The organism is Kaistella pullorum (genome assembly GCF_014837035.1).
GTDB classification, from domain to species: domain Bacteria; phylum Bacteroidota; class Bacteroidia; order Flavobacteriales; family Weeksellaceae; genus Kaistella; species Kaistella rhinocerotis.
In genome coordinates this window covers 745,385-759,790 of the sequence record NZ_JACSPS010000002.1, presented here as the reverse complement: position 1 = coordinate 759,790, position 14,406 = coordinate 745,385, and the positions used below count along the sequence as shown (strand labels likewise).

The 14,406-nt window shown below is 45.6% G+C and carries 9 protein-coding genes; 8 read left to right on the top strand and 1 reads right to left on the bottom strand.

From position 1 onward, the window contains the following. Positions 1 to 159 precede the first annotated feature (159 nt). The 8 genes from H9628_RS07875 (at position 160) to H9628_RS07840 (ending at position 12,948) form a co-directional block, all read left to right on the top strand. Positions 160 to 2,982: a SusC/RagA family TonB-linked outer membrane protein gene (locus H9628_RS07875; RefSeq protein ID WP_251833574.1), complete on the top strand. Its 2,823-nt coding sequence runs from the start codon at positions 160 to 162 to the stop codon at positions 2,980 to 2,982. A 10-nt stretch (positions 2,983 to 2,992) separates the two neighbouring features. Continuing rightward, positions 2,993 to 4,471 carry a RagB/SusD family nutrient uptake outer membrane protein gene (locus H9628_RS07870; RefSeq protein WP_251833573.1) on the top strand — a complete coding sequence of 493 codons (1,479 nt, stop codon included), beginning with the start codon at positions 2,993 to 2,995 and terminating at the stop codon, positions 4,469 to 4,471. Positions 4,472 to 4,480: 9 nt separating this feature from the next. After that, positions 4,481 to 5,323: a LamG domain-containing protein gene (locus H9628_RS07865; protein ID WP_251833572.1), complete on the top strand. Its 843-nt coding sequence runs from the start codon at positions 4,481 to 4,483 to the stop codon at positions 5,321 to 5,323. Beyond that, positions 5,324 to 6,712, top strand: a complete 1,389-nt coding sequence (locus H9628_RS07860; protein ID WP_251833571.1) for a glucoamylase family protein — start codon at positions 5,324 to 5,326, stop codon at positions 6,710 to 6,712. A 23-nt stretch (positions 6,713 to 6,735) separates the two neighbouring features. After that, the gene (locus H9628_RS07855) at positions 6,736 to 8,103 is read left to right on the top strand and encodes a glucoamylase family protein (protein ID WP_251833570.1); all 1,368 of its coding nucleotides are present in this window, start codon (positions 6,736 to 6,738) and stop codon (positions 8,101 to 8,103) included. 183 nt (positions 8,104 to 8,286) lie between these two features. After that, positions 8,287 to 8,994 carry a carboxylesterase family protein gene (locus H9628_RS07850; RefSeq protein ID WP_251833569.1) on the top strand — a complete coding sequence of 236 codons (708 nt, stop codon included), beginning with the start codon at positions 8,287 to 8,289 and terminating at the stop codon, positions 8,992 to 8,994. 11 nt (positions 8,995 to 9,005) lie between these two features. Further along, a complete protein-coding gene (gene bglX, locus H9628_RS07845; protein WP_251833568.1) occupies positions 9,006 to 11,333 on the top strand; it encodes a beta-glucosidase BglX in 2,328 nt (775 codons plus the stop codon). A 94-nt stretch (positions 11,334 to 11,427) separates the two neighbouring features. Next, positions 11,428 to 12,948 (top strand): FMN-binding glutamate synthase family protein, encoded by a 1,521-nt coding sequence (locus tag H9628_RS07840; RefSeq protein WP_251833567.1) that lies wholly within the window; start codon positions 11,428 to 11,430, stop codon positions 12,946 to 12,948. 36 nt (positions 12,949 to 12,984) lie between these two features. On the opposite strand, the gene H9628_RS07835 is transcribed toward H9628_RS07840, so the two are convergent. Continuing rightward, on the bottom strand, positions 12,985 to 14,367 hold the full coding sequence (locus H9628_RS07835) for a chloride channel protein (protein WP_251833566.1): 1,383 nt from the start codon (positions 14,365 to 14,367) through the stop codon (positions 12,985 to 12,987). Positions 14,368 to 14,406 lie beyond the last annotated feature (39 nt).

Genomic DNA, 14,406 nt, shown 5'->3' with positions numbered 1-14,406 from the left:
TGATAATTGAGCTGATTTTCAAATATTAAGCCAAATGGAGTTTGTGTCTCTGCGGAACAAATTGAAATTAATATTTTTTTAACGTTTAAAAATAATTTTTAACTTTGAGTGAACATAACGCGAAAGCGCTTCTAAAGAGAAAAATAAATTAATAAATATATGAAACACAACATCTTAAAGTTTCCTTGCATGATCGCTGTTTTTTATTTCGGCATGAATGTAAGCGCGCAGGAAACACCGCGGGACTCCAGCAGTCGGGAACAAAAAATTGAGGAAGTAGTGGTGATCGGGTACGGTACCGCCAAAAAGCGGGATCTCACCGGATCCATCGTGAAAGTGTCTGGTGCGGAGATCAATGATAAGCCGGCGTCGAACCCGGTAAACTCATTACAGGGGAAAGTAGCGGGTCTCTCAATTGTAAACTCCGGTCAGCCGGGTTCACAGGCCGACGTGAGGATACGTGGTACGGTGACCATCAACCAAACGCAGCCTGTATACATTGTAGATGGTGTTTTCGCTAATAATATCGATTTCCTGAACCCAGCAGATATTGAATCGATGGAAATCCTCAAAGATCCGTCATCACTCGCCATTTTCGGTAACAGAGGCGCGAACGGAGCGATCATCGTGACGACCAAAAGAGGTCGTTCGGGCAGAACCAGTGTCACACTTACGTCATCGCTAGGTGTGAAATCATTGGACAACCGGCCCGATTTGGCTGATGGAGACCTTTTCCGTACACTTTTCAATGAAGATTTAGCATACCAGGGTTTACAGCCTTACGATTTTTCGCTCTTTAACGGGAATACGAACTGGATCGATGAAATAGCGCAAAAGGGTGGGATCATTAACCAGCATAACGTGACAATCTCTAATGGAAGCGAAAAGAACCGTGTAAGTTTCTCATTCGGTTATCATGATGAGGATGGTTCCATCAAATATGAAAAATACCAGCGTCTCACATTCAAATTTAATGATGACCTGAAAATATCTGACCGTTTGCGTGCGGGAATTGGCCTGAACGGTTCTTACTCAAAATTACCGCAGCTAAGAAGTTTCGGCAGCGCACTGAATGCCACTCCGGTAGTGACGCCGCGAAATATGACGGCAGGTGAGTTCTATGGCTATTACAACTCTTTGCCACAGCAGATTGGTGGGCCGCAAATCGGCAACCCATTAGCGGCAATAGAAGCGACGCAGTATACGCAGCTCAACCGCGATATTCAGTTTAACCCAAATGCGTATCTGGAGTTTGATTTCCTCAGAAACTTTACGTTCCGCTCTAATTATTTTGTGAACTACCGAAGTAATTATGGGCGTGGTTACAGCCCGATCTTCGATATTTATATTCCGGAAACGAATACTATTGCACCTTACTCAGGACAACTTCTTACAAGTGTAAATCAGTTTGAAAGACGCAATCTTGTTTTCCAACAAAGTCAGTTACTAACTTACAAAAATGAGTTTGGAAAACATGATGTGACGGCATTGCTGGGTTTCGAAACTACGGATGACAATCTCACCGGGATGAATGGTTCCGTTCGCAGTAGCCTTTCCGGGCCGCTGGGACAAATCCCAAATGATCCGCGTTTTTGGTATTTAGGAACAGATTATGGAGACACCAACACGCGCTCGGTAAATAGTGAGCAATCAAGACTCCGAACCGCATCTTACCTCGGCCGCGTGCTGTACAATTACGACAGCAAATATCTGCTAAACGCATCGCTGCGGTATGACGGGTCATCCGCACTCGCAGCGGGCAAGAAATTCGATTGGTTCTGGTCTGTAGGTGCTGGTTGGGAGGTTTCGCGTGAAGAATTCCTTAGAGAAAATCCGGTCATTAATTATTTAAAATTAAAAGGATCTTATGGCGATTTAGGAAACCAATATGTACCCTACAACTACTTTGCATATCCGCCATATGTGCCAGGGGCTACCGGAGTTTTCGGTGACAGTGTTTATCCGGCACTGAGTTTCGCATGGCGTCCGGGTCTGGGAATAGGCTGGGAGCACGTGAAGTCCTACGAATTTGGCTTCGAGTCTCAACTATTTGACAGAAAACTGTCATTTGATGCAACCTATTACAACAAAGAAACGTACGATCTACTTAACCTTGTAGAAGGTAATCCTAATTTTTTCCTGAATTCAGGCGCAATACAGGCAAAAGGTTTTGAATTTACCGCAGGCTGGAAAGATAATGTTACAGATGATTTCACCTGGTACGCCAATGCGAACCTTACTACGACCAAAACAAAGGTTTTGGAAACTCGTGGCGAAGGATATATCGGATACTATGGCCCGGCAATCTATCAGGTGGGGACACCGATCGGTGCTTTTTATGGCTATGATGTAGAAGGCATTTTCCAGTCCTATGCTGAGATCTTAGGATCGCCAGCATCAACCATAGGCGATGTAGCTCCGGGCGATTTTAAATACCGTGATGTAAACGGTGATGGTAAGATTACACCTGATGACAGAACAGTGATTGGCGACCCAACACCGGATTTCACTTACGGCTTCACGCTGGGTGCAGACTACAAGGGCTTTTTTGTTGACGCAGATTTCTACGGCGTTTATGGAAATGAGGTTTTCAGAACCTGGGGCAATGGAAGTTCATTCGCGCCGTTCAATTATAGAGCAGAACGCGCTGACCGGTGGACAGGACCGGGAACTTCAAACTGGGAGCCGCGCAGCTATACCGCATCTGGATATAACCGTGAAAACTCCTCGTATATGATTGAAGATGGAAGCTTTTTCAGAATCCGTAACGTACAGCTCGGGTATAACTTTAATAAAAACCTTATTGCAGGTTTAAGTTTGGAAGCACTGAAAGTGTACGTCAACGTACAAAACCTAAAAACCTGGGACAATGTAAACGGTTTTACCCCTGAAGCCGGCGGTAGCGCAACTTCATTTGGGATCAACGGTGCAGGGTATCCTAACCCGCGAATTGCCACATTTGGTATAAATGCAACTTTTTAAAATAAAAACAATGAAAATAATATCTTTTAAAAACCTGCTCTTTCTTGGAGCGTTATCTGCCGCAAGCTTCTCGTTCCAGAGTTGCACGGAAGAATGGCTTGATCTGAGACCTGAAGGCCGTCCTACCGGCGATGAAGTGCCTATTGGTGGTCTGGAAGCGAGCGCATTTGGTCTTTATGCGAGTTTGAGAACCAACAGTGGTCTCAGCGATTTTTCCTATTTGTGGACACACAGCATACGTGCAGATGATAATGAGAAGGGAAGTACAGCGTCTGATGCGTCTACCGACGGCAATGTCTTTAATAATTTTGCATACGTAGCCACGAACGGACACATTGCAAACGCCTGGAACGGACCTTACAGACTTATTTATGATGCGAATGACCTCATAACAAAAGGTGAAGCCCTCACAGATGCCACCACCGGTACATTGGTGAATATTGCAGAAGCCAAAGCCATCCGTGCTTATGCCTTTTTCCAGCTTAGACGTGATTTCGGCGAAGTTCCTGTAAATCTTAAACTGATCACTTCTCCTGAAGACGAGATCGCACCGAAGAATACAATTGCGCAGGTAGAAGCTCAAATAATCAGCGACCTGATGGCTGCCCGCGAACTTTTACCTGTTCAGTGGCCTGCTGCGTACCGTGGCCGCGCCACAAAAGGAATGGCGAATGCACTTTTGGCCAAGACCTATTTGCTTCAGAAAAATTATCCGAAAGCACTTGAGCATTCAATGGAAGTTATCAATTCTGGTGCGTACACGCTGAATCCTTCCTACGATGCCGAATTTACAAAAGCCGGGAATAATTCTACAGAGTCAATTTTTGAAGTGCAGAAAAATTATAGCAACCCTATCAAATATTCAAACAACTATTACGAAAGCCAGGGAGTTCGCGGCTCGGGCGTTTGGGATCTTGGCTGGGGCTTCAATGTACCTTCTGAAGGTTTGGTAGCGGCCTACGAACCGGGTGACAAACGCAAAAAAACAACTATTTTGGTATCTGGTGGACCTGATATCTATGATACCCCAAATCTTGTGCTTCCTACTTCTCCGCCATTGGCGCAGCAATACTGGAACGGAAAGGCGTATACTTTGCCGGCCGAAAGAATACAGTTTGCGGAAAACAAAAACCATTGGGAAAATATTAAGCTGATCAGATACGCTGATGTATTGCTGATGGCTGCAGAAGCTGCAAACGAAATGGGACAGATAGCCACGGCTACTACTTATGTCAACATGATCCGAAGCAGAGCCGGTCTGCCTGCTACTACGGCACTTAACCAGGGAACAATGCGTAATGCAATCAAGCATGAAAGAAGGATTGAATTTGCGATGGAATCTGAAAGGTTCTATGACCTGGTGCGATGGGGTGATGCTACCACCGTCCTGGCAGGTTTAGGCTACGCTCCGCGTAATATGTATTTCCCTATTCCTCAAAGTGCCATAGACAAGAGCCAGGGAATCCTTGTTCAAAATCCTAATTATTAATTTAAAGTCATGAAAAATAAAATTATCAATATAATCGGAGGCTGCGCGATGGCACTTTTTGCCTTTTCGTGTCAGGATCTGGATCGTCCTGAACTCGGGAATTATCCGAAGGACGCCGCTCTACCTGGCGGTCCGCTAAAATTTTATGTTGCTTTTGATGGTACTTCGAGCAACCCGCTGATGAATGCCGTAGACAGCATAAAAGCCAAATTTCCGTCTGACAATCCGCTGACCTCTATTGACGGTATATCTGCGAAAGGTGTGCAGGGCGAAAAGTATAAATACATCAAGTACACCAGCGCAAACGATTTCGCACAGACTGCCGGAAGTTTCACCGTATCAGTTTGGATGCAGAAAAATCAGCAGCGAACAGACCATATCTTCAGTATGCCCGCTGCATCCGACTATCATTGGTCCGGAGGTTCTATGTTTTTATTGACAGAAGGTCCGGTTTCAGGTCCGGTGGTAAAATTCTTCGTCAAGGATAAAACCGGAGAAAAATGGTTCGAATGGGTGGGCGCAAATGCTGTGAACGGACTCTATAACGGACAGTGGCATCATCTGGCTTTTGTGTATGATGGCTCAACATCTGTAATGACACTTTATGTGGATGGACAGCCTCATTCGTTTAAATCTGAATGGGCAAACCACGGAAACATCGTTCTTGAACCTTCCAAAATTACCGCACTGAAGATTGGCGCAGGACCACAAGAATTTACCGCGACGGAAATCGCAAATAATGGCGATGACTGGCTCAAGAATTCTTTCGTCGGTGGTATAGATCAGTTTAGAATGTATTCTTCTGCGCTTACCGCCACCGAGGTTCAGACTTTATTCACCAAGAAAAAGTAAATGAAATTTAACCGTATATTAAGTTTTTCTTTAGCAACTGCCATACTTTTCAGTTATGGCAGTTGTTCTAATGAGCGTACGCCATCTGCGCCCGAACCACCCATTGATCCACCAAAACCTGCTACATACACCGATGTTCAGATTATCGACATGGTTCAAAAAGAAACCCTTAAATATTTCTGGGATTTCGCTGAGCCGAATTCAAAGCTTGCACGCGAACGCTATCATACCGACAATCCGGGTATGGATGCGGGCGTCATCAGCACGGGCGGGTCGGGTTTTGGTTTAATGAATATATTGGTGGGAATAAAAAATGGACATATCCCGCGTAACGAAGCTGTCTCGCGTCTCACCACAGCACTGACCTTCCTGGAAAATGCGGACCGGTTTCATGGCGCCTGGCCACATTGGCTCAATGGAAGTAACGGTCAGGTAATTCCGTTCAGTACCATGGATAATGGCGGAGATCTTGTCGAAACAGCATTTCTGGTACAGGGATTAATATGTGTCCGTGAATATTTTAAAACATCAGCAGACACTGCCGAACTGGGCCTGGCTCAAAAGGCAGATCAACTCTGGAAAGGAGTAGAGTGGAACTGGTATACGCAGGGCCAAAATGTTCTGTACTGGCACTGGTCACCCAATTACGATTTCCAGATGAACCACAGATTGCAGGGCTATGACGAGACACTGATCACGTATATTCTGGCTGCTGCATCACCCGATTTTTCCATTTCAAAAGAAGTCTACACACAGGGTTGGGCAAGAGGCGGTGCAATAAAAAGTGCCGGTTCCCAATACGGAATCCCGCTCATTGTAAATCATAATGGCGCTGGCCAGACCGTGGGCCCGATGTTCTTCTCGCATTACAGTTTCATCGGTCTTGATCCGCGCGGTCTGACTGATGAATTCATAAATTATGGCGCAGCAACTGCCAACCATGCAAAGATCATGCATCAGTATGCCGTTGCAAATCCCAAAAACTGGAACGGATATTCCGCTAAAAACTGGGGGCTCACCGCAAGCTATTCGCGGAATGCAGATGGTACCACGGGCTATGCTGCTCATCAGCCGGGTAATGATTTGGGAGTGATTTCGCCTACTGCCGCCATTTCCAGCTTTCCGTACACACCCACAGAAAGTATGGATTATCTCCGTTTCCTGTACAATCAAAATCCAAAATACATCGGTGTAGCGGGACCTTACGATGCCTATTCGGTTCATCATAACTGGCTCACGCCACGATATCTCGCTATTGATCAGGGACCCATGTCACCCATGATTGAGAATGCCAGGACCTCATTCCTCTGGAATTTATTTATGAATGCACCCGACGTTAGGCAGGGATTAGTGAAGCTTGGCTTTCATTCTACCCAACACGGTTTTTAACTTAAAAAAATAAAGAATTAAAAATGTTTAAATTTTTCACTGGTATCGCTTTGTCTTCTGCTGTTTTGCTGTCGTGCGGCAGTGCTGCAACGGCTGATACCGCTTCGGTTACGCAAAAGCTAACAGATGAACAGCTAATGGATAAAGTTCAGCGTGAAACACTGAAGTTTTTCTGGGATTTTGCGGAACCTAATTCCTTAATGGGGCGCGAACGCTATCACGAAGATTTTTATCCGAAAAATGACGCAAATGTTGTGACAACAGGTGGCTCAGGCTTCGGATTGATGACGATAATTGTCGGCGTAGAACGCGGTTTTATTCCGAGAAAAGAAGCGGTGAAAAGACTGACGCACATCGCCGATTTCCTTGCAAAGGCTGACCGCCATCATGGTGCCTGGCCGCACTGGCTCGATGGTGAAACCGGGAAAACGGTGTCATTTGGCAAAAAAGACAATGGTGGCGACATCGTGGAAACCGCTTTTTTAGTGGAAGGTATCATCACCGTCCGGGAATATTTTAAAAATGGCAACGCCGAAGAAAAAGCTTTAGCCAAAAAAATGGATGACCTCTGGCAAGGTGTTGAATGGAACTGGTACACCAAAGGCGGCGAAAAAGTGCTTTATTGGCATTGGTCGCCGGTCAACGGTTGGGAAATGAACCACAAACTTCAGGGTTACGATGAAACGCTGGTAACGTATATTCTGGCCGCTTCGTCGCCTACGTATCCAATCGATGCCGAAACCTTCTATCAGGGCTGGACGCGCAACGGAACATACTCCACAGACCGCGAGAAGTATGGTTTGCCGCTCTACGTAAAGCATAACGGTGCCGAAGAATACGGCGGCCCGCTTTTTTGGTCGCAGTATTCTTATTTGGGCCTTGATCCTACAGGCCTTTCAGACCGCTTGGTGAAAAACTATTTTGACCTGAATCGAAACCACGCGCTCATTCAGTACAATTACAGCCTTGAGAATCCTAAGAATTTCAAGGGATATGGTAGCAATTATTGGGGCTTCACGGCGAGTTATACAAGAAATCCGGACGGTACGGTAGGTTATCGCGCGCACAATCCGAAAGAAGATAACGGCGTCATCACGCCGACGGCCGCACTGAGCAGTTTCCCGTACACGCCAAAAGAATCGATGAATGTTTTGCGCTTTTTATATGAAGAAAAACCCCATTTCATCGGGTCTGCGGGGCCTTATGATGCCACTTCCGTGCATTTTGACGACTGGTTTACGCCGCGTTATCTGGCCATCGATCAGGGTACAATCGCGCCGATGATTGAGAATTACCGCACGGGTCTGATCTGGAAGTTATTTATGAACGCACCGGAAATTAAAGCCGGATTGAAGAAATTGGATTTCAAATCGACTAAGTACGAGTTTTAGAAGCTTTGGTTCGGTTCGAAATGTTTTTTTGGAGCTATTCCCGCTTTCCGTTGCAATCTTTTTATTTTTCCTGCCGGAAAAAATAAAAAGGATTTCCACTGCAATCGGGGCTAGGGGAAAGTATTTAATAAAAAATATACGCCTGGAATCATTAGAATTTTAAAGTTTAAATATCTGAACTACATGAAAAATTTAAAAATATTATTCCCGCTGAGTTTGCTGCTGATTTTTGGCAATCTACATTCGCAGGAAATCAAAAGTTCGCTGAATAAGAAAATAAGTAAAACCAAACAGATATCGTACATTTTAGATTATCCCGCAAACGCTAAAGGCAAAGTGCCGCTCATGGTTTTCCTGCATGGCTCTGGAGAAAGGGGAAACGACCTTGAAAAAGTGAAAGTGAACGGTCCGTTTCAGTATAAAAATCTGATTCCTGAGCCTGTCGCCATCCTTGCGCCACAGTGCCCGGCCGGCGAGTGGTGGGACACGGAAGCGATCTACTATCTGATCAAAGAAATCCAGCAGAAATACAGGATAGATGACTCGAAAATCATCCTTACCGGCCTTTCTATGGGCGGTTGGGGAACTTTGAAATTAGCCATGGAGCATCCGGAAGTCTTTTCGGCCGTGGTGCCTGTCTGTCCGCCGGTTGACCGACTGATGAAGGTTCGCGCGGCGCAGTATTCAGAATTGCCCATGAAAATCTATCACGGTGCCAATGACGATATTGTTTCACCGATGAATTCAATCGAAATTTATCAGGAAATAAGGAAAACCAATAAGAATGTGGAACTTATTCTATTCCCGAATGCTAATCACAACTCCTGGGATTCTACCTATTCGGATCCTAAACTTTATGAGTGGATGCTCGCTCAAAGCAAAAAAAAGTAAATTGATATATTATGAAAAAATTAGTTTTAGTAGCGGCGCTGGCACTCTCGCACGTGGTCTCGGCGCAGGAAACCGTCTCGAAACCGGTACAGTCTTACCAAACGCAGCAATATAAAACCAAAAAGGAGGCTTTCGTCAATTCGCTTTTAGCCAAAATGACGCTGGATGAAAAGATTGGACAGCTCAATTTACCGAGTGCCGGCGACTTCACCACAGGTCAGGCCCAAAATTCCAACATCGGCAAGAAGATAGAAGAAGGTTCGGTAGGCGGACTTTTTAATATCAAAGGTGCTGAGAAGATACGGGCGGTACAGAAAGTGGCGGTAGAGAAAAGCCGTCTGAAAATACCTTTGATTTTCGGTATGGACGTGATCCACGGCTATGAAACCACGTTCCCGATTCCACTGGGTCTTGCCGCCTCCTGGGACATGAACCTGATTCAGCAGACGGCGCGTGTTGCAGCTAGTGAAGCTTCATCGGACGGTATTTCGTGGACATTCTCCCCAATGACCGACATATCGCGTGAACCACGTTGGGGACGCATTTCCGAAGGTTCGGGTGAAGATCCTTACCTCGGAAGTGAGATTGCGAAAGCGATGGTTTACGGTTATCAGGGCAAAGATTTATCGCTTAAAAATACCATCCTGGCATGTGTAAAACACTTCGCACTCTACGGAGCCGGTGAAGCCGGAATGGACTACAATACCGTTGACATGAGCCATGTGCGCATGTTCAATGAATATTTTCCACCTTACAAAGCTGCGGTAGATGCAGGTGTAGGAACAGTGATGGCTTCTTTCAACGAAGTAGATGGCATACCGGCGACCGGCAACCGCTGGCTGCAGACTGAGGTTCTGAGAAATCAATGGGGCTTCAAGGGTTTCGTGGTAAGCGATTACACCGGTATCAATGAGATGATCGATCACGGAATGGGAGACCTGCAACAAGTTTCGGCATTGGCACTGAAGGCAGGTATCGATATGGATATGGTAGGTGAAGGTTTCCTGACGACTTTAAAGAAATCATTGCAGGAAGGTAAAGTCACACAGGCTGAAATCGATCTTGCTGCAAAAAGAGTTCTGGAAGCGAAATACGATTTAGGTCTTTTCGATGATCCATACCGATATGGTGATCCTAAAGCTGCCGAAAAGGAAGTCTACAGCCTCAAAAACCGCGAAATCGCGCGTAGTGCGGCCGCACAGTCGGTGGTTTTAATGAAGAATGAAAACAATGTTTTACCATTGAAACCCGGTGGAACTGTTGCAGTAATCGGACCGTTGGTTAATAATGCACTGAATATGGCCGGAACCTGGAGCGTGGGTGCAAAGCATTCAAATTCAGTGTCTTTAATGAAAGGTCTGCAGGAAAACTTTGGAAAGAATACTAAGTTTATCTCCGCAAAAGGTGCGAATATCGATTACAGTGAAAAATTGGAGAACATCTACGCCGCACACGGCAAACTGACGGACCGCGATAACCGCCCAGCAGATGTAATCTTAAAAGAAGCGGTGGAAGTTGCGAAAAAATCGGATGTTATCGTTCTGGCCATTGGGGAATCTGCCGAAATGAGCGGTGAATCGTCATCAAGAACTGAAATTGATATTCCAAAATCTCAGGTTGATCTGTTGATGGAACTAAAGAAAACGGGCAAACCAATTGTAATGGTGCTGTTTACTGGCCGTCCACTCGCGCTTACCAATGTAAAAGAGGTTCCAGATGCCATATTAAATGTTTGGTTTCCGGGAACTGAGGCCGGGCATGCGATCACAGACGTTCTTTACGGCAAAGTGAACCCTTCCGGAAAATTACCGGTAACCTTTCCACGTAGTTTAGGCCAGGTTCCGATTTATTATAATCATAAAAATACGGGCCGTCCGCTGAACAGTGAGAAAGTGGATAAATGTGAATATGAGCGTTTCCGCGCCAATTATATGGATGAATGCAACACACCGCTGTATCCGTTCGGCTACGGACTCAGTTATACAACATTCAGCTATTCGGATATGAAGGTCTCAAACACCAATCCGAAAGGAGACACCTCTGTCACCGCAAGTGTAAACCTGCGCAATACCGGAAACTATGACGGTTCCGAAGTAGTGCAGCTATACATTCGTGACTTGGTGGGAAGCAACACCAGACCGGTGAAGGAGCTTAAAGGTTTCGAAAAAGCATTCCTGCAAAAAGGCGAAAGCAAAACGGTGACATTCACCATCACGCCGGAGGACTTGAAGTTCTACAATCACGAACTGAAGTTCGATTGGGAACCCGGGGAATTTGAGATCATGATCGGAACCAACTCTGCCGATGTGAGCAAAACCAAAATAAACTGGAGTAAATAGATGCTTTTAATAAAACCACTTTCTATAATGAAAGTGGTTTTTTTAGTCGGTTTATTATTGGTAAATTTGAGGTCATTTTTTAATCAAAATAATAATGAGAGACAAGTTCATTAAATATGGTATTATCGTGCTTATTTTGGTGTGGGCAATCTCACTTCTCATAAGAGCGCACTACTGGATCCCGATTCTGCTGACATGCATCTACGCAATTGGGATTTACAACGCCTTCCAGACTAAACATGCAATCCTGCGGAATTTTCCGGTTTTGGGTTACTTCCGCTATTTTTTCGAAAGTATCTCCCCCGAAATGCAGCAATATTTCATCGAGCGTGAAACAGACGGTAAACCATTCCCGAGAAACGAAAGATCCGCAGTATACAGACGCGCCAAGAACATCAGCGATACTGTGCCGTTCGGGACGCAGCTGGAAGTGAACCACCGGAAATATGAAGGGATAAAACATTCCATTTACGCAAAGTCACCGAACGAAGAGTTACCCAAAGTTTGGGTAGGCGGCGAGCAGTGTACACAGAAATACGAGGCTTCATTGTTTAATATTTCTGCGATGAGTTTTGGTTCCCTGAGCGACCGGGCCCAGATGGCACTTAACAAAGGCGCAAAAAAAGGTCAGTTTTACCACAATACAGGTGAAGGGGGAATTTCACCTTATCATCTGGAAGGCGGTGACCTGTGCTGGCAAATCGGTACCGGATATTTTGGCTGCCGGGATGATGACGGGCGTTTTTCACCTGAAATCTTTACTAAAAATGCTTCGTTGCCCAATGTGAAAATGATTGAAATCAAGCTTTCACAGGGGGCGAAACCAGGCCATGGTGGCGTATTGCCGGGTTCGAAGAATACGCCCGAAATCGCGGCAATCCGACATGTACGTCCTGGACTGACGATTATTTCTCCGCCATCACACTCGGCATTTTCTGATCCGGCTGGTTTATTGAGATTTGTGCAGCAACTGCGCGAACTTTCAGGAGGAAAACCTGTTGGTTTTAAGCTTTGCATCGGTGATACCAAAGAGTTTGAGGACATTTGCGTCCAAATGAATGTACTGAAGATCTATCCGGATTTCATCACCGTAGACGGTGCGGAAGGCGGTACTGGAGCTGCTCCGCCGGAATTTTCGGATGGTGTTGGTATGCCACTGGAGCCTGCGCTGATCTTTGTCAACAGAACCTTAAAAGATCTTAATCTGCGTGATAAGATCAGGATTATTGCGAGCGGAAAAGTGCTTACAGCTCTTGATATCCTGCGCGCTGTGGCGATGGGTGCAGATATGTGTAACAACGCGCGCGGTTTTATGTTCGCACTGGGTTGCATTCAGGCTTTGAGATGTAATACGAATAACTGTCCAACCGGCGTTGCTACTCAGGACAAAATGCTCATCAAAGGCCTTGATGTCACTGATAAGAGCGAACGTGTGTATCATTTCCATAAAAATACGCTCCGTACATGTAATGAACTGATTGCCGCAGCCGGTCGCAGTTCATATGATGAGGTAGATGCTTCAATGTTTATGCGCGGTGACGAGTTTGAGCATCTTTCAGACCTTTATTTCCCGGATATTTTGGGGAACATTAAAGAAAGGCTTACGAAATACTAAACGCAAATTTTTTTACATAAAATAGAATCCGATAATTTATTGTCGGATTTTTTTATTTGAATTTTCCAGTGCGGTCTCGCTTCTTATTTCTGCCAGGTATGTTGTTTTTAGGGCGTCATATAATGACCTGCGGCTGATCATTAGTGAAACAATCGAAGAAACCATTCCGGCAAGCATCAGATGAAATATAAGCGAATGACGGTCGGTCATTTCAAGTACGATAATCGCAGATGTAAATGGTGCGCGCGTAATTCCCGTGAGAAATGCGACCATTCCGGAAAGGATCACCACATTGGTCTCGTTCGGCGTCAATTCAATCCAACCTGAAATCACGGATCCAATACTCGCGCCTGCAGAGAGGGCCGGTGCAAAGATACCGCCGGCACCGCCTGAAGTGAACGAAACTGCGGGCCCGATCATCCTAAACAACGGCATGTACCACTCTTCATGTTTATCGTCGCTGAAGAGCGTCCTGTCCATGATTTCCTTTCCTGAGCCAAGAATTTCACGGTTGACAAAGTAGGCGAGTGACGCGATGAAAAGCGCGGACAGCACAAGAAATAGTATATGTGCCCTCTGTGTTTTTAAATTTTTCTTCCAGGCATTTATTTTAAGCATCAAGACCGAAAGCTGGCTTGCAAAAACACCCGAAACACCTGAAACCAGCATCACGGGAAACATTACAGTCAAAGCTACATCTGATGTTTTGGGATAACCAAGGTAGAGATAGGAACCGGCAAGCGTCTGGGCAGTGAGGCCGGCGATGATGACGGCGGTAAACAAAGCGGTTTTAAAGTAATTGATATGCGTCTTCGAAAGTTCCTCTACCGCGAACACGATTCCGCCCAGCGGCGTATTGAATGCCGCTGAAAGACCGGCCGCCGCGCCAGTCATAATCATGTTTTTCTTCGATATTTTCGGCCACCATTCCGGCAGGTATTCATTTACTTTCCGGAAAACGGAGCCAGCAATCTGTATCGTCGGGCCTTCGCGGCCCACCGCGCCACCTCCGATGATCAGCGCGAGGCTCGACAGAACTTTAAGGATGATGATCTTTAAGCTTAATAGATTCCGGATTTTTTTATGTTCGCGCGGATTGGCCAAGTCTACGGCTGCCATCACCTGCGGAATTCCGCTGCCTTTGGAATAGGGCGCAAATTCTTTCACCAGCCACCAAGACAGTACAAAACCAATCGGTGCAATGATGAAGATCATCCAAGCGTTCCAGTCGAGGATAAAATTCATCAGTTTTTCGCCCCAGGTGAATATTTTCGCGTACATCACCGCAAATACACCGGTGATCAGCGAGCCAATCCAGAACGGAATGGCCTGCAGCAGATTGTGTTTTAGCTTTTCATTGTGAAGGTTGTCGAACGCTTTTTTTAAACTGCGTCTTAAGTAAACGAGGATCCGAAGCATAAACAAAAATAACCTTTTAATTAAAAATCAGCGCTGAAC